Source organism: Pantoea sp. SGAir0184, from assembly GCF_043544755.1.
In genome coordinates this window covers 3,084,297-3,102,209 of sequence record NZ_CP028050.1, presented here as the reverse complement: position 1 = coordinate 3,102,209, position 17,913 = coordinate 3,084,297, and the positions used below count along the sequence as shown (strand labels likewise).

Below are 17,913 nucleotides of genomic sequence, written 5' to 3'. Positions count from 1 at the left end.
CTGACTCTGCTATTTTTTTCGTGTCACCGTGTTTCTGGCCTACTGCGTTGCGTGATGAGCAGTGCAATCCTACCGGCTTATGCATCTTCGATTCGGTGAACATTTCCTGATTCAGGGCATTTTTCTCTCTCCTCCCTCTGCTTTTCAGTTTCTGTAAGTCAGTCATTATCATTTGTGGTGGCGACATCCCGAAACGATCGGTCTGTATCTTCCGTTCCGTTTAGGCATTGATGCCTGCTCAGAGCAGTAAAATCGCCGCCTGCCAGCCCTTTACTTCATCGTTAATGACGCCTGCCAATTCAATTTTTGGAAAATTTACTTCTCTGCGCATGGTATACAGCCTGACGTAATGGACATACGCATGATGAAGGGGGTGGGGCGACCTTAAATTAATGATTGAACCACTATGTAGTCACGATATTACCTGTGTCTTTAGGATGAATATAAAATTCGTTTCTTATAGGTAGCATAATTCTGACTTATTTAGATACTCCTTTTTATTTTATGTGATGTTGTTCTATGAGAAAATAATGACGCTATGGCCACGTTGATATGCCTGCGGGAGACGTAAGGATTCGTCATCAGAAACTGACGCAACCTGCAGCGTGGGAGTTAAAGCTTAGTGAGGTTTTTTTCCAGAGGAGGAGGGATGAGCAGGAAAATCATTATTAATAGTGTGGTGGATTTCGAGCCGGAGAAAAAAAGAATTTCGGGTAAAAAGGGAACATCCAGTCTGAGCGCCTCGGCTGCACTATGTTTTGAACTTCTTATTAATAATGTCGGGGAACTGGTAACGCACGATCAGTTCTATGATTATGCCTGGCGACGATTTGGTATGGAACCAACCTCAACATCTCTTTATCAGAATATTTCAGCACTGCGTAAGTCGCTCATTAAGGCCGGTCTGCAGCAGGATATAATCAGAACGATGCCGCGAAGAGGATTTCTTTTATCTCCCCTGACGAAAATTAACCGGACAGAACCAGAATGGATTGTGGTTGATGATGTTAATGCTAAAGAAATGACCATAGAAGATAAAAAAGAAAAGGATGATTTTATAAATTTTAATGTTGTCGCTGAAATGGAACCATCGAAAACTGTTCTGCCATTGAAGAGCGAAAGTCATGTTGTAATGTGCAGGAACAGTAAAGTGGGGTGGATGTTAGCGTGTCTGTCAGGGATGGTTATCGGGGGAATCACCTATTATACAGATTTAAACATGCACGTTGCTCCTGTATTCTCTGAAAATCCGGTTTATTACAAAGGGTGTGTCATTTACTCTAATAATAAAAATGATTTCGAAGGGGGTGAAATGTTCAGGCTTGTTGATGACCTCAATCTCAGGTGTGAAAATAACCGTTATGCTTACCTCACCAGTTACAGGTTTTCCGATAGAGTTTCACTGGTTATCTGCCGAAATCCCTTAAATGATAAAATACCCTCAGAATGCTACTCCTTATACTACATTGAGGATATGCGGAAATGAAAAAGATAATTTTCTTCGTGGTTTCGGGAGTGGCGACCTTCTTTTGTATGTCGTATGGTGGAAGCCATTTTGTACCGGAAAAATGTCATGCGGAATTTTCTTTCATAAGAGGTGACGACAAACTCAACCTGGTGACATTTCAGCATCTCTTTTCCGGGGTTGGCACAGTATCTGTTTCGGGGGTTTTGTCTAAAAGGGGAAAAACGGTGGGCTACATCAGCAAGACAATCAGTTTTTCCTATGAAAAAAAAGATAATGTTTATCTTGCTACATCCAGGGTCATTTCCGTTTCACCTCAGATGTCGCTTAGCCGGGAAGTGGAAAAGGAATGGTTCCCCTCTTTCTTTTATGATGTGGGGCAAACGCTTGTCTGGACTTCTCGTCCTGTCACTCACCATAGCTCACTAATCTTTACCAGTACAACACCGCTTTTTGTTTGCGAAAAGATACATTGATTAACGAAGGGGCCCCTGACAGAAAAATTTTCTCGTACAGTCATGGGGCGCCTCTTAAATAACTTCATCACGTTCTGAAAACTACATTTTTTAACAGAGAAATTGGTTGTAACCTATTGAATTTAATTGTTTTATTTTATTTAATTTTTATGAATATATTATAACTACTCTCAGTTCTCCCAGCCGGTTAAAGTCCTCCCTGAAATCAACTTGCAGGAATACACTTGCAGGAAAATACAGGGGGTCATTGTCATTATGTGTTTAAAACGGTTCGTTGCTTTTAGTGTTACAGGTAGCTTCTTATTTGCTAATTCGTCTTTTGCCGCCATGGATATCAATGTTCATGGTGCTATTTCGCCAAATGCCTGTACAGCCAGTATCATTGGCGGTGATTCTCTGGACTGGGCAACGACTCAGCATGAGAATCTTAAACAGCATGATTTTAATACTTTGCCAAAAAAGCAGGTTACGTTGCAGGTAAGCTGTCCATCAGCGCAGAGTGTCGCTTTCTGGGCTACAGATCCTAACGAAAATAGCGCCTTGGAGGGAATGGATACTTCTGGAAAGGTAGGTCACATCGCCAAATTGCGTGTTTTTGGGCTGGGCCTGGATCCTGTAACCCAAAATAAGATAGGAAACTTCACCCTTTCTCCGGTTTCTTCGACAGTCGACGGTGTGACTAACTCCACCTCAGTCGGATATCAGGTCAGCGGTTCACACAATAATTCTATTTTCTCAAGAATTCTGAGTTCACAATGGAGTTACAGTAAAGCTGAGGACTGGACGCCATGGGATGAAGCGGCTAATAAGCCTGCGGTGGGTAAGTCAATTTCGTGGTTGCTGGACATCGAGCCACAACTGAATAAAGGTGAGCTGATTAGCAATGCGCAGAAGATAGAGTGGCAGGGAACAGCGCAGGTTAACGTGCGTTACTTCTGACTGGTCGAATTAAAGAACGCAGGCATCTCTTCAAGGGATGCCTTATATTAAAATGCCTAATAAATTTCTATCTATTTATATTTGTGCCTGCTTTCTTTGGGATGCCAACGCCTGGGGTGACGTTTTACATTTTGACGAAAATCTTATTGCTGCAAACGGCATATCCTCTGAGCAACTAAATGACGCGTTAAATCGCTATGTTTTACCTGAAGGTTACAGGAAGGTTGAGGTTTACATAAATGGATTTTACATCGCTTCAGGAGGAATTCATTCGACGAGCGGGTTGTTGATATTTACACGCGCAGTGAAATCAAAGCTGAGGATTAAAGATAGTGCATGGAGGAAATACGTCAGGGGTAAGCGCGAGGCTGGTTATTTTTTGGATGAGAGGGTTCGCTATAAATTCGACCGCTCTGATAACGCTTTGCGCCTCATTGTGCCGGCTGATTTGCTTGAAGAGCCTGCTGATAAAGCGAGATTTCGTGGAGGGCGCGGCGCTTTCATCAACTACAATACCTACGCCTATCGCTATTCCAGCGTTTCCGGAATGTTCAGCAGTCTTAATGCCGACTATGAGGCAGGAGGCAACGTGAATAATGCGATAATTCGGGTGCATGGAAACTACAGTCAGTACCGGAGTAAAAACGTATCGTCTTCAGTCAACCAGGTGCGTGATGGCTATATTGAACGGGATTTTAACCGTGTGAGAATTCGTGCTGGACGTACAATAGTCAATGACGGTGGATTCGGAACAGGTTACGTTGATGGTGCAATCGTTTCTTCTGCCGAGGGAAACGCGTCTGCATATATTAATTTTTCCTATGATGCCCCTGAAGTCCTCACGGTGGAGTTCTGGCAAAACAATTTGCTTCTCTGGAAACAAATCATTCAGAAGGGGCACGCTGAACTGCGTAATATTCCGGTTGCCGGGTTCAGCAGTGATGTTACGGTGCTGGTTAAGCGTCAGGATCAGGTTATCTATTCACAGATAATTTCCCGCGGCCAGATTACCACAAACAGATACGGCATGACCGGCTACTACGCCTTTTCAGGGCGTGCAGTGAGTGGGTCCCGACGGATAGTGAATGGCGTGGGGTTCAGCAAGGCACTGGGAAAAAATATGGCTCCCTCTGTGGCCATGGTTACATCGGGAAAGTACCGGGGCCTGGCAGTCAGCAACACAACTTTTTACAAGGGATTGTTCTCCACGATGTGGCTGACGGGAGTACAGAATGAAAGAGGGCAGCGCAGTCTGAGTCTGAACGTTACAACCAACCATAAAAATACCAGTCTGAGCTATAGCGTTAACAGTCGTCACTTCAGCTATGTGGGAGAGGCGCAACAGGCACATTACCGTTCCGGGCGGAGCAGCATCAGCCTTACACAAACTCAGCCCTTATCAGACAGGATAACGGGGAGTGTCTCACTTACGCATTATCGATTTTATCGTGCACACAGCAATGATGCAGTTTCGGCCAGTCTGAACTACTCCGCTGGTATGGCTTCACTGGGAATAGGGCTGTCGTATATGTCCCCTGTGGCAGGCCGTTCTGTCAGGAATAAAGTCAGTACGAATTTGTCACTCAGTATTCCGTTTAGTTTTAAAAAACACAGTGCAAACTGGCGTAGCCAGTATTACAGCTACGCGAAAAGAAGCCGATTCTCGAACTCACTGAGTGCACAGGTTACGGACCGATATACCGTCACTGCCAGCCACCAGCGGGTATCCGGGAGGACGCGATCCGAGTCTTACATGCTGGACAATAACGTCAGTACGCCCTATACCGCAGCGGATGTTTCACTGTCACAGGGCAACGACAGTGGGAACTCATCCCGGATGACCGCGGTATCTCTGTCGGGATCCATCGCAATGAGCAGGAAAGGCGTTATCTTTTCTCCGGGGCGAATCAGTGACACCTGGGCCGTGGTGGATACTGGTGTGCATCGATATCTGAAAGTGTCGTCGCTCCGAAACAGTGTTGTGACGAATCATGACGGAAAAGCAATCATTACTTCTGTGGCGGCAGGCAGTGCTGACTTTATACGCGTATATCCGGAAGGATTGCCGCCTGGCGTTATTATTAAAAATAACGTCAGGGAATTTTCTGCTGAGCGGGGGGCAGTACCTTTTTTTGATTTTCATGTGGTAAACAACCGTTCCTTATTAATGCGCTGGAAAAGTAAACCTGCATGGATACAACAGGACGATCTATTTTACGATGCTGCCGGAAAACTGATAGCCCGGTTTATTGATAAGGACATTCTTCTGATTAATGAAAATGATGTCAACGAGCTTCAGAAGTCAGGTATGTATTCACCAGCCAGAATAAATGTGCAGTGCAGACTAACAAGATTTAATCTGAAAAAACAGGAAAGTATCAATGATGTTATCTTCAATTGTAATGGCGCGTAGCCTTGCTGCGTCGGCGTTAACGGCAGCGGTTCTGTCCCATTCCGCCCTGGCTGAAATTACACCTTCATCCTCCGCTGTGATTATTGAAGCGGGTAAGAATGAAGCCTCTATCGATATAAAAAATAACGGTAATAAAAGTGTACTGCTTTACAGTAAAATCAGAAAGCTACCCGATGATGATCTGGCGTATGGCACCCTGTTTACCGAACCGCAGGCTATTCTTGTGGCGCCGGGTGATACACAAAGTATTCGCATCATTTACCGGACCAACTCCCCTGACAGTCATGAGCATATTGCCCGGGTCGTTTTCACCGGTCTGCCCCCTCAGGATGAGGTCAGTGAAGGTAAGATAAAAATTCTTATCGGGCAGGATCTTCCGGTTGTGGTCAACCTGAGAAAAAACATTGAACAAAAAGATATGTGGCAGATCGTGAAGTACCGTCTCGATGAGGGGAAGCTATGTATACAAAATCCCAGTGCCAAAGTTTTTCGTTTTGTTCCGACGATGAATTCGGATGAAAAACACATCACCGTGACGTTTAAGAAATCCTACGTATTACCGGGTGAAGAAATGTGTTCTGCGTCCTCCGGTCAGTTACTTCATGGCATGCATCTCAATATAGTGAGCGTCAGCGACTACAACTATCAGTTAAAAAGCAACAAAGTCATATTATAGGCGTTGTTATAAATAAATATTTAAGAAACTTTCAGTTTAAGTGAGGGTGTTTTGCTTATCGTAAAAGGGATTCATGGAAAAAGCGTGGTACTTAGTGACGTAGAAACTATCGTCATCTGGTTTATCATGACGGGCTTAAAGCTGGAGTATATCGCGTACCGCGTCGGTATGAGACATCAATCGGTAAGTTATTTAAAGCGCAGAATCATGCGAAAGCTCGGTGCAAAAAATAATAATGAACTGATCGTCTGGTATATATCCCAGCGTCGTGGCTTAAGTCTCAGTGATGTCAAAAAGGCCATGTTGAAACCCTTCAATAAAGGGGGGCGGTGTGCCTGATTAGCCAGACTTTTAACGGTAACATACCTTATTGTCAGACAAAACGTTCCCGTTCAGATCAGCCATACCATTGGACATGTATTATCGAAACTTTCACATAATGCATGTCCATTTCGTGGCACTTTGGTAGAAGCCTGGCATTCCGGCACTGTGGGGTAGGGGCAGAGCGCGTTCACAGGCAACCGAGGTGGTGAAACCGCGTATTTTTCTGACCACACAAGGCTGCTCGTCTTAGGGAATATTACTCTGTTTTTCAACGCGTGAGATTATGTGTTCTGCAACTCAAAACGACCGGCTTTTACGTCTGCAGATCATTAAGCCTGGCCTGATCCAGGCCATTTTTTTGCCATCTCCTTCATCTCGTGTTCCAGCTCTGAAAGCCAGTCATTATCCTGTTCGACGTGCTGCGGGCCTGTTCTGTTACTGTTATCGGTGTTTACGGGTTTTCCAGGTAATTCACTGTCGTTCTCATTATGCTTCATCTGCGCACTCCTATCTTTAAAGCTATTTTCGGCAGAGAAATGGATGTGTGCAGTGAATATACAAATCTTTTCGCATACTCCGACATTATGTCTGGCGAAACCTTACCTGTTCAGTCAGGTTTAGATGCAATTCTGACGTCTTCGCCTTACTCAAACCGCGTGAATGTACCAGAGCTGTCTCAGCAAACGTTGAGATGATCCAGGATAAGTTTGTTATGGCTTCGGGATATACGCACTTGCTGGTGTTTGCTGTCAGGGTCAGCCTTTGGGTTCAATATCTCTGGACTGGAGCTCTTTGCGAATGATGCGCTTTATCCAGGCAGCTAAAGATTCGTCGCCATCTTTCTGCTGCGCCTGCTCCATCATGTCTCTCAATTCGGGATCAAGCCGAAACTGGAAAGGAGGATTACCACGTCTTTCATTTTTGTGTGTTGACACGTTAATTACACCGGTTGTACTGTGTTTATGTGTAGTGACACATTACATACAGTTGGTAAAAAAGGCAACGCCTCAGCAGTGCTTGGACCCACTACCGAGGCGTCTAACCAAACCGTTAACAGGAGTAACAGTTATGGCTATGAACAAGCATACCCAAACTCGTCCCAAATATCAGCACCGCTTCCTGACCATTTCCCGTCAGGACCGGTCTGTACCCCCGTCCCGTCTCTGCACCGGCGCCGGCTCAGAGCAGGATATCCGCTGCCTTCCCCTCTCTCCCGCGGGCCCGCTGCCCGTTCAGGAGGTCCAAAATGCGTGAGCCCATGGACCTGGATCAGGCTGAATTCCAGGCCGAGATGGCCACCTCGCTGTTTGAGGTGATTATGGACAAGGCCTGCCAGGAGTGTTCGCCCCAGCTGCGGCACCTCATCAGCCTGGCCTGCGACATCAACTTTGAGATTTACCGCGCGCTCAGGGCTGACGGAGGAAAGCACCATGATCAGTAACGTGAAGTTTAACGAGCTGGCCGGCCGGGTGGAGGCGCTCACTGCGCGCGTCGGGGACCTGGAGGCCAGCCTGAACGCGCTGGTGGATTCGCAGGGCGGCACCATTCCGCCCGGCATAGCGCCGGTCAGCACGCTGGCGGCGGAGTTTGGCATCTCGACCAAAAAGGCGGAGGAGCTGGCAAAAAACGCCGGCGTGATGCTGGTGCGGCACAGGGCCGGAGGCTATCTGGTGCCGGACGGGAAATTCCGTGAGGCGGCCCGTCTGGTGCTGCGTGCGGCCAAACGGAAGTACGGCTCGGCGTACTGGTACCACCCGCTGATTGGCAAATTCCAGATGAGCGGAGGCCTGCCGAAATGAGCCATCCCCTGCGGCTTACCGAGCCGCTTTCCGACGCGCTCTTTGCCTGCGTCTATCTGTGGGCGCACGGACGCCCCTGCAGCCGCTTTGAGCTGGAAAAGGCCGCCCGCCAGCATCACGACCCGGCAACCCGCTGCGGAAAGCTGGTGGTGCGGCTGATGCAGCTGCACGGCATGACCTACGAAGACCTGTGCGACGCCGGCTATCTGGGCACGGACGCTGAGCAGGTGAAGGCGCTCCGCCGCTCGGTCGTGGCGGAAATCCTCGGCACGGAGGCGCTGGATGCCTGCCTGCGCGACAACGGGCGCATTCAGCGCGTCTTCCCTGCGGCAGACGCGACGAGGACCCGGCTGCCGCTGTCGCGCGGCTCTGAGGGCTTCGACGCCCGGCAGGACTATGTGATGAAGCACATCCTGCCCGCGCAGGCGCTGTGCAGCATCTACGGCCCCAGCGGCTCATTCAAAAGCTTTCTCGCCGTCTCCTGGGCCTGCCATATTTCGGCGGGCCTCCCCTGGGCAGGCCACAGGGTTAACCGCGGCGCGGTGCTGTATATCGTGGGTGAGGGCGGCATCGGCGTGCCGCGCCGCATCCGCGCCTGGGAGCAGGTTTATCAGCAGCGCGTGGAAAACGTCTGGCTGGTAAACCGCCCCGTCTTTCCGGTGCGTCAGTCAGAGGTGCAGGAGGTCATCCTGGCGGCGAAGCAGATTGCGTCAGAGGGCGGTCTGCCGGTGCGGCTGATTGTCATCGACACCCTGGCGCGCTGCTTTGGCGGCAACGATGAGAACGACGCCCGCGATATGGGAGCGTTCATTGAGGGCTGTGACGACATTAAGCGTAAGACCGGCGCCACGGTGCTGGTGGTTCACCATTCAGGAAAAGACGAGGCCAAAGGGGCGCGGGGCTCCAGCGCGTTCCGCGCGGCGCTGGACGCTGAGTTTCAGGTGAGGCGCGAGGATGAGAACATCGCCCTGATTCTGACCTGCACCAAAATGAAGGACGCTGAGGAGCCGAAGCGCCGGGCGTACGACCTGCAGCCGGTCAGGCTGTTCACGGACGAAGAGGGAGAGGAAATCCATTCACTGGCCGTGCGGGATGTCGCCCGGGAGGCTGATGAGCATGACCCGCATTTATCCAGTATCCCGAACCTGAGTGAAAACCATGCCACTCTTTGGGCGCTTATCCGCAGCCGGACTGAAAACGGGGATGCCTGTACCCGTACATTACTGCGTGATGACATGAAAGCCATGGGTATCGATGTCAGCAAAAACTTCAGTCGCTGGCTGGCCAAGCTTGAAAGCCACGGGATGGTAACAGTCAACGATGAAGAAATAACAATCATCAGCTGCCGGAAAAGTGAGGGATAAAGTGAGGAGCGGTGAGGAGGGAGTGCGGAAGTTAACCTCCGCTCCTCACTTTTCATGTATATATACGGAAAAAGTGAGGGAAGGTGTGGAAACCCCTGATATGACTGGCTTCGGAGCGATTTTCCCGAAAAACAGGTGCGGAAAAAGTGAGGAGCAAAAAGTGAGGGATAAAGTGAGGAGAAAGTGAGGGAAGCGCAGAGTGTCAGCTTGCTTACGCATTGATGGCCTGACGTTAAAGCTCATTCAGGAAAACTCAGGCAGAATGTTCGCTTTGTCCCAGAAGTGGACGTTGCCAATACCCAGATACGTTCGCGTCACCTACGTTATGACAAGCCGTAGCCATTTTTCGTGAGTTCGCAGCAGGATTAAAGAAGGTCAGTGCGATCCCCTCGTGTCGTGGGATGCGAAATCACAATAAATTCCACGGGAGACTCCGTGTCGTTTCTGGCTTGATGTTTTGCCCCCGGGGGAATCTCTAATCCTTGCAGGGGCTTAATATCGTGCATTTCACCCTCTAACTCCATAGATAAAACACCATTGAGGACAAAGAAAAACTGTCTTGAGATGGAGTGCCAGTGTCGGTTTTCAGCAGTACCCGACGGCATTTTTTCATGAATGACCAACATGTCTTGTCGGTTTACCAGATACCAACCGTCGCAATCCTCGCCCCAGACATAATGCTCTGCATTTTCTTTTGAAATCTTCATACCTCTCCTATTTATGCGACTTTTCCAATAATTTAATAAATTTTTACTCGGGTATCACATTAATTGTAAATATCTTTTTTATGAGTTAGTGCATTAGTACGCTGAGTTGCCTGTTTCAATATACTGGATAGCCATGGATTAATGGGCTCAGGAGTTTAAAGACAGGATCGTAAGGTCCGCTCCTCGCTCATAGCGGACATTAGCCTGACGTCCGCCTGCTCTATTCCAGAAGCGGACATTTCCACCATCGGCATGCACTAACCGGTGGATAACAGTTCTTACTGCGTAGCCATGCAGTCTCGCCGGAATCATCAGGGGCATTTTTCAGTGATATGAAGAGTAAAAGGTGCTTGAAACGAGCCGCTCGCGACAGGACCACGCTCAAGCGCTCGTTAGATGGGCACGAAGGTAGTCTTATATTAAATATGGATAGACGTCATAGTCGGAACAGGTATGGTAGATTCAGTCGCTAAAACTGGATTGAGGATAGTGAATGTTCAACATTTCAGAAGTTGATAAAGGGGATTCTGACCTGGCGCGGTTGATCAGCGAGCTCGATGCCTTTCAGAGCGAACTGTACCCTGCAGAAAGTAACCACTGCCTGGATCTTTCAACAGTTAGTGACGAGCAGCTCCGGTGCGTGATAGTACGTGATGAAGAGGATGCACCTGCAGGTTGTGGTGCTTTGCTCTTTCACGAAGATGGCTCAGCAGAGGTTAAGCGGGTTTATATTCGACCGGAATACCGGGGCAGGAAGCTCGGAGAGCAGATAGTCAGTGCAATCGAGGGGATTGCTTTAGAAAGGAATTCGCGGCTATTGCAGCTTGAAACAGGTATTCTCCAGCAACCGGCTATAGCGCTTTATCGCAGATGCGGGTACGAGATATGCGATGCATTCCCCCCGTACAAACCAGATTCGTTAAGTGTTTTTATGCGCAAAGAGCTCCTTTAAGGTAACGCTGCTATAACGCCAACGAAGGGTTCAACAGTAGTGTTATGGTAAATAGGTGCGATGCGCCGACTGTAAAAATAAAGGGAAACGTATGAAAATCGAGATCTGCGGGGATGCGGGCATTCCGGAGCTGGCGAGAGTTTTTGTCAAAATGGAATCGTATTACTTTGGGAGTGAGGCTGCCAGCTATAACGAAATGCTCTCTTATCTGACCAACCGTGTTTTCTCCGCCTATTCGGGTGTGACCGTCCTGGGGGCATGGAAAGATGGGAAGCTCGTCGGATTTGCTACGTTCACGCTGATGTTTCCTGCGCCAAAGTGCTCCGGGCAGGCGTACATGAAAGATCTCTTCACTTTAGCGGCGGTGAGAGGCCTGGGAGTCGGTAAATCACTAATGCGATTTATCGCGACTTTCGCAGTTGAGCATGGCTGCACACGTTTTGACTGGACTGCTGAAACAACCAACCCGAAAGCTGCCGAATTTTACTTGTCGCTTGGGGCTTCTATGGTCGAAGAAAAGCAATATTTCAGATTAGAACATCAGAATTTAGCGGCGTTTGTTATACAGTGCGCACATTCCTAAATCCCATTCTGACGGCTCAGCGGCACTACGTGTCGGGGTTGTTATGTTTAATATGGCAGAGCTTCCCCGTGGCCATCATTTGAAGCCCGCTTCTCGCTCATATAGGACATCCATAATCACATCTCCTGATCTAATGGAGATTAAGCATGACAACATTCCCATGGAACAGGGGCCGTATTATTGGCCAGAAACGGCCTCTCCAGATCTCTCATATCTGGGGAATCCGTATCAGATTTGAGCTGGAAGGAAAAGTACGCGATTTAGCTCTGTTTAACATGGCTCTGGACAGTAAACTTCGGGGCTGTGACCTGGTAAAGCTGAAGGTTTCTGATGTGGCCTATGGGCACTCTGTTTCGGGCAGAGCGACAGTGCTGCAGCAAAAAACGGGAAGCCCCGTTCAGTTTGAACTGACTAAGGGAACCAGAGAGGCTGTGGCAGCGTGGATCAAAATGGCTCATCTACTTAGTAGCGACTATCTGTTCCAGTCCCGCGTCGGTTCTTCACGACATATCTCAACCAGGCAATATAACCGTATTTTTCATGGATGGATTGATAAGCTGGGTCTCGACGAGACTCTGTACAGTACGCATTCTATGCGAAGAACCAAGCCATATCTGATCTATAAAAAAACGAAGAATCTTCGAGTGATCCAGTTACTGTTAGGTCACAAAAACCTCGAAAGTACAGTCCGTTATCTCGGTAATGAAGTGGATGATGCTCTGGAGATAGCTGAGTCTATTGAAGTTTAATTTGTGAGGGCTGCAACAGCAGCCCTGTGCCAAGAGCGGACATCATAAATTTATGAAAAGATGAGCTTTCCCTCCTCACTCGAAGTACAGTGGCAGGAACTGATAAAACAACCTACTACATAAGCTTATGTTTTCCATAACCTTTGATCTTTACCGGAGAGTAATTTGGCCAGAATTGCAGTAGACATGGATGAGGTTATCGCGGATTTCAATAAAAAATTCATCAAATCATTCAATAAACTTTTCGAAATGAATGTCAAATTAACTGATTTACAGGGATTTTCTGCTCAGAAACGTTGGCCAGAGTTGGCCCATGACATCGATACCATGATTGGTGAAAACGATTTCTTTTCTGACCTTCCAGTAATGCCAGGAAGCCAGGATGTTCTGCTACCTATGGCTAAAAAACATGAAGTTTTCATCACTACGGCAGCTATGGAGTTTCCTCTTTCATTTACTGCCAAGTTTGAATGGCTAAAACAGCATTTTCCTTTTATTAGCCCAATGAACATCGTCTTCTGTAGCAGCAAAAGCATACTTAATGCAGATTATCTTATTGATGATAATAGTCGACACTTCCATGCGTTTTGTGGCGAGGGCATCATTTTTACCGCTCCACATAATATCTATGTGGAAGGATATAAACGTGTTAATAATTGGCAGGAAGTTGGAGATTTGTTTCTTTAGTATTAACTAATAATAATATTGACCTAAACCGAGGTTGGTCATTATACGCATTATCTTTTTTTCCTGATTATGAACGGATGTCTCAATGTCCGTTCCTCGCTCTAAGGAGACACTTTTATTCAGTTTCCTGCTTACAGGCAGGATCGCTGCTGCGCGGAAAATTCATTGTTTCTTTCTATGTAAGGCAAGCCGCCTGTGGACGTCGCTAAATTTCCCTTTAATCTTTCGCCTTCTTCCCGTGACCGGACTATTGCGCTGTCGTCACGTCGTTATAGACGTGCATCAGGTTCGGTGACAATCGCTGAAACAAAATTCAGAAAAGCAGATATTTTTGCCGGCAGATAGGTGCGTGAAGGATAGAGCGCATAAAGCGGAAACCTTTCGTCGGGCCACTCCGGAAACAAATCAATCAGTTTACCCTCAGCTAATAACTGCTCAGCACCCAGTTCCATAATCTGCGCTATGCCATATCCCGCAAGACAGGTGCCGTGCAGGGTACCGACATTGTTTACAATTAGCTGTCCCTGTAAATTTAGCGATTTGATCTCATTTCCGCGCTGGAATTCCCAGGTGAAAAGCTTGCCCGTTTCAGGTGAACGAAACTGAATGCATGTATGTCGAGGTGAGGAAAGTTCGTCTGGTGACCTGGGTTTGCCATGCTCTGTGATATATGCTGGCGAAGCAACTGTGAGAATACGGGTGTCCAGAAGCTTACGTGCAACCAGCGTTGACGACCGATGTTCGCCAAAGCGAATGGCCAGGTCAAACCCCTCTGCAACTAAATCGCCCAACTCTTCACGCGTGGAGAGTTCAACCTGTAAGTCAGGATGTTGCTTCAAAAACTGTCCTAACCGTGGGCCAAGTATCAGCCTCGAAAAAAACGGATGAACATTGACCCGCAGACGACCACGAACGGAATTGCGACCATCAATCGCACACGCAGTAGCTTCCTCAAGCCCCGCCAGTAAGGGGACGATTTGCGTGTAAAATCGCTGCCCCTCGTCCGTTAACGCGATAGATCGGGTGGTTCGCTCAAACAGCCGGATACCCAGACGATTTTCCAGCCTGACAATTGCCCGGCTGACACCTGAAGGTGACATATCCAATGCTTCCGCTGCTGTGGCGAAACTTCCCCCTTTCACCACAGCGGTTAATACCCCCATACCCTTTAGCATCCGCTCGTCAAATGCCATGCTTGCACCTCTACACAAATTCAGAAAGAGAAGTTTTTGCCTCGAAGGCTGAGCATTTTCCCCTCTCTTCTCGTTCAAACAGGTTAGCAGCCTGAACGCCATCGTTTAATGACTTTTTGTCACTTGAGTTATGACGTTCATGATATGGATTAATGAATCAAGAGGCCATAAACTTTTTTTCATCCTCTCAAGCCTTCCGGTAAATGTTCACTTTCATGAATATCCTGCAGGTCAGGCCTGCTCAGGACATGAGGGTTTTAAAGCATTTAATACCCGGCTTTAACAGGCATGTAATACAGGTGGCAGAGCCAGGCTGGCCTGAGAAAGCAATGATTACTGCACAACCCGAGGTAAAACCATGCTGGAAAATAAATCTACCGCGTTAATTATTGGTGCCAGTCGCGGTCTGGGGCTGGGAATGACAGAACGGTTTATGGAACGTAGCTGGCAGGTGATTGCTACTGAGCGCAACGGCGCTTCCCGCTCCCACCTTCGCGAGCTCGCCGGGCGTAATTCTCTGTTATCAGTTGAAACGCTCGACATGACCAGCGATGAGTCTCTAAAAACCCTGAGCGGCAGGCTGACGGGAAGAACACTGGATCTACTTTTGGTGAATGCCGGAACGGCCGGGTCGCCCGATGAATCATTCGCTCAGCGTTTACTCACTGTCATGCTTACCAATGTAGCGGGGGCCATGTCGGCATTACGTATTTTTTCACCTCTGGTTCGGGCAGACGGGGTGGTTGCTGTCATGTCATCAGAACTGGCTAGTATTGCGGATAATGTGCAGGGAGGATGGGAGCCTTATCGATCCAGTAAATCAGCACTGAATCAGTCAATGCGAAGTTTTATCGCTGAAAATCCGCAGGTGCCCTGGTCACTCACGGCGGTCGCGCCGGGGTGGGTTCGGACTGAAATGGGCGGTCCGGATGCGCTACTGGATGTCGAAACCAGCACTCGCGGCGTGACAGACATGCTCATGACACGCTTTAATCAGCGAGGTATTGCTTTCCTCAATTACCAGGGCAAAACGCTGCCATGGTAAGTTTGAGCGCTGGTGAATGACGCAAGCTGCCTGATGTGTAAACGCCGGGGCACTTTCAACGGCAGTCTTTCATCAGATCGTCTGTTGCACCGCGCTCTGTTCCTGACCGGAACATGTTTTGTCATCCCTGCGCATTGTGGGGTTACCCGAATGCATGTCGCGCATGGTTAAACAGTGAAAACAGGCATAAATGTCCGCTTCCCACCTGAGCCAGGGCTGAGACGCCTGGTTTTCAGGCGCGGACATTTAACTGCCGCTACAGGAGCCACAGGAAAGTAAATCCGCGATGACTGTCGCGTTAAAAAAGCTGCTGACCCACTGACGCCCCGCCATCGACAAAGAGGGTCTGGCCGGTTATAAAGCCGGCGTCCTGTGACATCAGAAAAGCAACAGTAGCCGCAATTTCGTCTGGCTTGCCAAATCGCCTCATTGGCACTCCCCTGAGATAGCGCTCTTCACCTGCGCTGCCTGGCGGGTTATTCGCCCGAAAAAGCTCTGTTTCAGTCGGCCCCGGCGCCACCGCGTTCACCGTAATACCTGTCTGAGCGAGTTCCAGTGCCCAGTTACGGGTGAAGCTGATTAGAGACGCTTTTGCAGCGGCATAAGCTGTCCGTTCAACACTGCCAAGCACCGTCAGGCTGGAAATATTGATGATTCGCCCCCAGCCCCGGTCTTTCATGCCGGCGAGAATGGCCTGTGTTCCCTGTACAGCGGGATAGAGATTGACGCGTATAACCTCTTCGAAAGTCGCTAAATCTATATCGCCGAGACGCTGAGGTTTAACCAGACCCACATTGTTGACGATCCCGTCAAATGCGAATCGCTGACTTAACTCTTTGAAAGTCTGTTGTGTCTGCCTGGCGTTGGAAAGATCTGCGCTGATTAAGGTGCCAGGGAAATCGTCCCGGGAACCTCGTGCTATACCGACCACCTCATGACCTGCCCCGGCGAGACGGCGGGCAAGCGCCAGCCCGATGCCTTTGCTGGCGCCTGTGATTAAAAATGTTCTCTTCATTTTTGACTCCTGTTAATTCGCCCCGGCATTTTTTTGCGAGAGGTCACGATGATTTCACATGCTGCGGATGCGACGCAGTGAGGGCAGCATCTCTTCCGGCTCCGGCCGGCGCGTATAGTCGGGATTCACTTCAGCATAAATAATCGTGCCTTCCTGATCGATGACATAGCGGGCAGGCATAGGAAGCGTCCAGCTCTCATCTCCGTTAAATAGAGGCAGGTCGTTCTTCAGTCCTTTGTACAGTTCAATCAGATAATCCGGCAGGTTAAAACGCAGCCCAAAGGCATCCGCCACGCTGTTGTGTGGGTCAGACAGAATCGGAAAGCTGAGGTTATTGTGACGCATGGATTTACGGCTGTTAGCCGTCGTCTGGGGGGAGAGGGCGACAAGCGCTGCGCCCAGCGCCTGAAATGCGGGAAGCGCTTCATTGAGCGCCTGCAGTTCCATATTGCAATAAGGGCACCAGATGCCACGGTAGAAACTCAGCACAAGTGGACCTTTTGACAGCAATCCGGCAGAGGAAACGGCATGGCCCTGCGGATCGTTTAACGTAAACAGAGGCGCCTTATCTCCCGCCTTAAGCGCATGCGTAGCGGCGCCGGACTGAATCAGTTCATCCGTCGCGCGGCGCATGATTTCCGCCACCGGTTGAGGGATATTATAGGGGGGCTTACCTGCTTCAAAATCCGCCTTAAAAGCGTCAAGCTTTGCCTGCAGCATAATGATGTTTTCTCTGAAAAGTTATTTAGGGTGATCTCTTAATTTCCGGGCGGCTTTACAACAGTCACTTACCGGGGGACAAGCGCGTTAATGCGTTCTGTGGCGCGCTGTACGGCGGGCCGGTTAATCATTTCATCAAACCAGCGAGCCACATTGGGTGTGTTTTCAAAACTCACCCCGGCAAACTCCCGACGCCACAGCCAGCCGAAGTGCGCAATATCAGCAATGCTGTATTCCTTTCCGGCAACAAACTGGCGGTCAGCCAGAAGGGTATCCAGCACCTTAAGGGTGCGGTCTGCTTCAGTAGTGAAACGCTGAATTGCCAGCGGCTGTGGTTCGGATGCCTGACGCTGGAAAAAACCTGCCTGACCGAAAGCCGGTCCCAGTCCTGAAGCATGAAAGAACAGCTGCTCAAATACCCGTGACCTGGCCGGGCCTGACGCCGGTAAAAGCTTCCCCGTTTTTTCAGCAAGATAGATAAGGATGGCGGCCGACTCCGTCAGTACCAGCGGCTCAGATAAGGCATCAGTATCAACAAGCACAGGGACTTTGCCGTTGGGGTTTAAGGCCAGAAATTCAGCTGACTTCTGTTCCCCTTTACGGACGTTCACCGGGTGTAAAACATATTCAAAACCGAGTTCTTCGAGAGCGACAGGCACCTTGATGCTGTTAGGCGTGGCGAAAGCATGAATATCAATCATGATCATTTCCTGCTGAGAGGTTTGCCGGGCCAGCCCCGGCAAGCTGGAAATGATAATGGCTGGCATGAGACAGGAATGGTAGATATGCTCAACGGATAACATCTA

21 protein-coding genes are annotated in these 17,913 nt (G+C 48.9%); 14 read left to right on the top strand and 7 right to left on the bottom strand.

Features of this window, described 5'->3' with window-relative positions; all coding sequences use genetic code 11:
* The first annotated feature begins 649 nt into the window (after positions 1–649).
* The 6 genes from C1N60_RS14770 to C1N60_RS14745 all read left to right on the top strand — a co-directional run bounded on the left by C1N60_RS14770 (position 650) and on the right by C1N60_RS14745 (position 6,308).
* Positions 650–1,486 carry a winged helix-turn-helix domain-containing protein gene (locus C1N60_RS14770; RefSeq protein ID WP_394521040.1) on the top strand — a complete coding sequence of 279 codons (837 nt, stop codon included), beginning with the start codon at positions 650–652 and terminating at the stop codon, positions 1,484–1,486.
* Positions 1,483–1,941 (top strand): hypothetical protein, encoded by a 459-nt coding sequence (locus tag C1N60_RS14765; RefSeq protein WP_394516790.1) that lies wholly within the window; start codon positions 1,483–1,485, stop codon positions 1,939–1,941. The genes C1N60_RS14770 and C1N60_RS14765 overlap by 4 nt, the downstream gene beginning before the upstream one ends.
* 210 nt (positions 1,942–2,151) lie before the next feature.
* Positions 2,152–2,880, top strand: coding sequence for a DUF1120 domain-containing protein (locus C1N60_RS14760; RefSeq protein WP_394516789.1), 729 nt, complete (start codon positions 2,152–2,154; stop codon positions 2,878–2,880).
* Positions 2,881–2,917: 37 nt separating this feature from the next.
* A complete protein-coding gene (locus C1N60_RS14755) occupies positions 2,918–5,293 on the top strand; it encodes a fimbria/pilus outer membrane usher protein (protein WP_394521039.1) in 2,376 nt (791 codons plus the stop codon).
* The gene (locus tag C1N60_RS14750; protein WP_394521038.1) at positions 5,262–5,969 is read left to right on the top strand and encodes a fimbria/pilus periplasmic chaperone; all 708 of its coding nucleotides are present in this window, start codon (positions 5,262–5,264) and stop codon (positions 5,967–5,969) included. Before C1N60_RS14755 ends, C1N60_RS14750 begins: the two co-directional genes overlap by 32 nt.
* 51 nt (positions 5,970–6,020) lie before the next feature.
* Positions 6,021–6,308: a helix-turn-helix transcriptional regulator gene (locus C1N60_RS14745; RefSeq protein WP_394521037.1), complete on the top strand. Its 288-nt coding sequence runs from the start codon at positions 6,021–6,023 to the stop codon at positions 6,306–6,308.
* A gap of 314 nt (positions 6,309–6,622) precedes the next feature.
* Here the strand turns inward: C1N60_RS14745 and C1N60_RS14740 are convergent, their stop codons facing one another.
* The gene (locus C1N60_RS14740) at positions 6,623–6,790 is read right to left on the bottom strand and encodes a hypothetical protein (protein WP_394521036.1); all 168 of its coding nucleotides are present in this window, start codon (positions 6,788–6,790) and stop codon (positions 6,623–6,625) included.
* Positions 6,791–7,048: 258 nt separating this feature from the next.
* A complete protein-coding gene (locus tag C1N60_RS14735) occupies positions 7,049–7,228 on the bottom strand; it encodes a hypothetical protein (RefSeq protein ID WP_394521035.1) in 180 nt (59 codons plus the stop codon).
* Positions 7,229–7,539: 311 nt separating this feature from the next.
* Here C1N60_RS14735 and C1N60_RS14730 point away from each other — a divergent pair, with 311 nt between their 5' ends.
* Genes C1N60_RS14730 through C1N60_RS14720 form a run of 3 tightly spaced genes read left to right on the top strand, consistent with a single transcriptional unit; the run spans position 7,540 to position 9,456 of the window.
* Positions 7,540–7,734 carry a hypothetical protein gene (locus tag C1N60_RS14730; RefSeq protein WP_021509672.1) on the top strand — a complete coding sequence of 65 codons (195 nt, stop codon included), beginning with the start codon at positions 7,540–7,542 and terminating at the stop codon, positions 7,732–7,734.
* Positions 7,724–8,092: a hypothetical protein gene (locus tag C1N60_RS14725; protein ID WP_394521034.1), complete on the top strand. Its 369-nt coding sequence runs from the start codon at positions 7,724–7,726 to the stop codon at positions 8,090–8,092. The genes C1N60_RS14730 and C1N60_RS14725 overlap by 11 nt, the downstream gene beginning before the upstream one ends.
* Complete coding sequence (locus tag C1N60_RS14720; protein ID WP_394521033.1) at positions 8,089–9,456, top strand: helicase RepA family protein; 1,368 nt, start codon at positions 8,089–8,091, stop codon at positions 9,454–9,456. The genes C1N60_RS14725 and C1N60_RS14720 overlap by 4 nt, the downstream gene beginning before the upstream one ends.
* A gap of 365 nt (positions 9,457–9,821) precedes the next feature.
* Here C1N60_RS14720 and C1N60_RS14715 read toward each other — a convergent pair whose 3' ends face one another.
* Positions 9,822–10,163: a cupin domain-containing protein gene (locus C1N60_RS14715; RefSeq protein ID WP_394521032.1), complete on the bottom strand. Its 342-nt coding sequence runs from the start codon at positions 10,161–10,163 to the stop codon at positions 9,822–9,824.
* A gap of 493 nt (positions 10,164–10,656) precedes the next feature.
* On the opposite strand from C1N60_RS14715, the gene C1N60_RS14710 reads away from it, so the two are divergent.
* From C1N60_RS14710 to C1N60_RS14695, 4 genes are all read left to right on the top strand, one after another.
* Positions 10,657–11,115 carry a GNAT family N-acetyltransferase gene (locus C1N60_RS14710; RefSeq protein WP_394521031.1) on the top strand — a complete coding sequence of 153 codons (459 nt, stop codon included), beginning with the start codon at positions 10,657–10,659 and terminating at the stop codon, positions 11,113–11,115.
* Positions 11,116–11,206: 91 nt separating this feature from the next.
* Positions 11,207–11,698 carry a GNAT family N-acetyltransferase gene (locus C1N60_RS14705; RefSeq protein WP_394521030.1) on the top strand — a complete coding sequence of 164 codons (492 nt, stop codon included), beginning with the start codon at positions 11,207–11,209 and terminating at the stop codon, positions 11,696–11,698.
* 146 nt (positions 11,699–11,844) lie between these two features.
* Positions 11,845–12,447, top strand: coding sequence for a site-specific integrase (locus C1N60_RS14700; protein WP_394521029.1), 603 nt, complete (start codon positions 11,845–11,847; stop codon positions 12,445–12,447).
* Positions 12,448–12,612: 165 nt separating this feature from the next.
* Entirely contained in the window at positions 12,613–13,134 is a 522-nt protein-coding gene (locus tag C1N60_RS14695; protein ID WP_394521028.1) for a 5' nucleotidase, NT5C type, read from the top strand.
* Between the two features lie 269 nt (positions 13,135–13,403).
* Here the strand turns inward: C1N60_RS14695 and C1N60_RS14690 are convergent, their stop codons facing one another.
* Positions 13,404–14,327, bottom strand: coding sequence for a LysR family transcriptional regulator (locus C1N60_RS14690; protein WP_394521027.1), 924 nt, complete (start codon positions 14,325–14,327; stop codon positions 13,404–13,406).
* Positions 14,328–14,685: 358 nt separating this feature from the next.
* On the opposite strand from C1N60_RS14690, the gene C1N60_RS14685 reads away from it, so the two are divergent.
* Entirely contained in the window at positions 14,686–15,372 is a 687-nt protein-coding gene (locus C1N60_RS14685; RefSeq protein ID WP_394521026.1) for an SDR family NAD(P)-dependent oxidoreductase, read from the top strand.
* 298 nt (positions 15,373–15,670) lie between these two features.
* On the opposite strand, the gene C1N60_RS14680 is transcribed toward C1N60_RS14685, so the two are convergent.
* From C1N60_RS14680 to C1N60_RS14670, 3 genes are all read right to left on the bottom strand, one after another.
* On the bottom strand, positions 15,671–16,387 hold the full coding sequence (locus C1N60_RS14680) for an SDR family oxidoreductase (RefSeq protein ID WP_394521025.1): 717 nt from the start codon (positions 16,385–16,387) through the stop codon (positions 15,671–15,673).
* A 54-nt stretch (positions 16,388–16,441) separates the two neighbouring features.
* Positions 16,442–17,107, bottom strand: a complete 666-nt coding sequence (locus tag C1N60_RS14675; RefSeq protein ID WP_394521024.1) for a peroxiredoxin-like family protein — start codon at positions 17,105–17,107, stop codon at positions 16,442–16,444.
* A gap of 68 nt (positions 17,108–17,175) precedes the next feature.
* A complete protein-coding gene (locus tag C1N60_RS14670; RefSeq protein WP_346818304.1) occupies positions 17,176–17,808 on the bottom strand; it encodes a glutathione S-transferase family protein in 633 nt (210 codons plus the stop codon).
* Positions 17,809–17,913: the final 105 nt, after the last annotated feature.

What these genes read in the sequence shown, in the direction of transcription:
- C1N60_RS14725 (WP_394521034.1), top strand. Translation starts at nt 7,724, where the DNA reads ATGATCAGTAACGTGAAGTTTAACGAGCTGGCCGGCCGGGTGGAGGCG.
- C1N60_RS14700 (WP_394521029.1), top strand. Translation starts at nt 11,845, where the DNA reads ATGACAACATTCCCATGGAACAGGGGCCGTATTATTGGCCAGAAACGG.
- C1N60_RS14755 (WP_394521039.1), top strand. Translation starts at nt 2,918, where the DNA reads ATGCCTTATATTAAAATGCCTAATAAATTTCTATCTATTTATATTTGT.
- C1N60_RS14710 (WP_394521031.1), top strand. Translation starts at nt 10,657, where the DNA reads ATGTTCAACATTTCAGAAGTTGATAAAGGGGATTCTGACCTGGCGCGG.
- C1N60_RS14750 (WP_394521038.1), top strand. Translation starts at nt 5,262, where the DNA reads ATGATGTTATCTTCAATTGTAATGGCGCGTAGCCTTGCTGCGTCGGCG.
- C1N60_RS14690 (WP_394521027.1), bottom strand. Translation starts at nt 14,327, where the DNA reads ATGGCATTTGACGAGCGGATGCTAAAGGGTATGGGGGTATTAACCGCT.
- C1N60_RS14730 (WP_021509672.1), top strand. Translation starts at nt 7,540, where the DNA reads ATGCGTGAGCCCATGGACCTGGATCAGGCTGAATTCCAGGCCGAGATG.
- C1N60_RS14675 (WP_394521024.1), bottom strand. Translation starts at nt 17,107, where the DNA reads ATGCTGCAGGCAAAGCTTGACGCTTTTAAGGCGGATTTTGAAGCAGGT.
- C1N60_RS14770 (WP_394521040.1), top strand. Translation starts at nt 650, where the DNA reads ATGAGCAGGAAAATCATTATTAATAGTGTGGTGGATTTCGAGCCGGAG.
- C1N60_RS14715 (WP_394521032.1), bottom strand. Translation starts at nt 10,163, where the DNA reads ATGAAGATTTCAAAAGAAAATGCAGAGCATTATGTCTGGGGCGAGGAT.
- C1N60_RS14740 (WP_394521036.1), bottom strand. Translation starts at nt 6,790, where the DNA reads ATGAAGCATAATGAGAACGACAGTGAATTACCTGGAAAACCCGTAAAC.
- C1N60_RS14670 (WP_346818304.1), bottom strand. Translation starts at nt 17,808, where the DNA reads ATGATTGATATTCATGCTTTCGCCACGCCTAACAGCATCAAGGTGCCT.
- C1N60_RS14765 (WP_394516790.1), top strand. Translation starts at nt 1,483, where the DNA reads ATGAAAAAGATAATTTTCTTCGTGGTTTCGGGAGTGGCGACCTTCTTT.
- C1N60_RS14705 (WP_394521030.1), top strand. Translation starts at nt 11,207, where the DNA reads ATGAAAATCGAGATCTGCGGGGATGCGGGCATTCCGGAGCTGGCGAGA.
- C1N60_RS14680 (WP_394521025.1), bottom strand. Translation starts at nt 16,387, where the DNA reads ATGAAGAGAACATTTTTAATCACAGGCGCCAGCAAAGGCATCGGGCTG.
- C1N60_RS14720 (WP_394521033.1), top strand. Translation starts at nt 8,089, where the DNA reads ATGAGCCATCCCCTGCGGCTTACCGAGCCGCTTTCCGACGCGCTCTTT.
- C1N60_RS14685 (WP_394521026.1), top strand. Translation starts at nt 14,686, where the DNA reads ATGCTGGAAAATAAATCTACCGCGTTAATTATTGGTGCCAGTCGCGGT.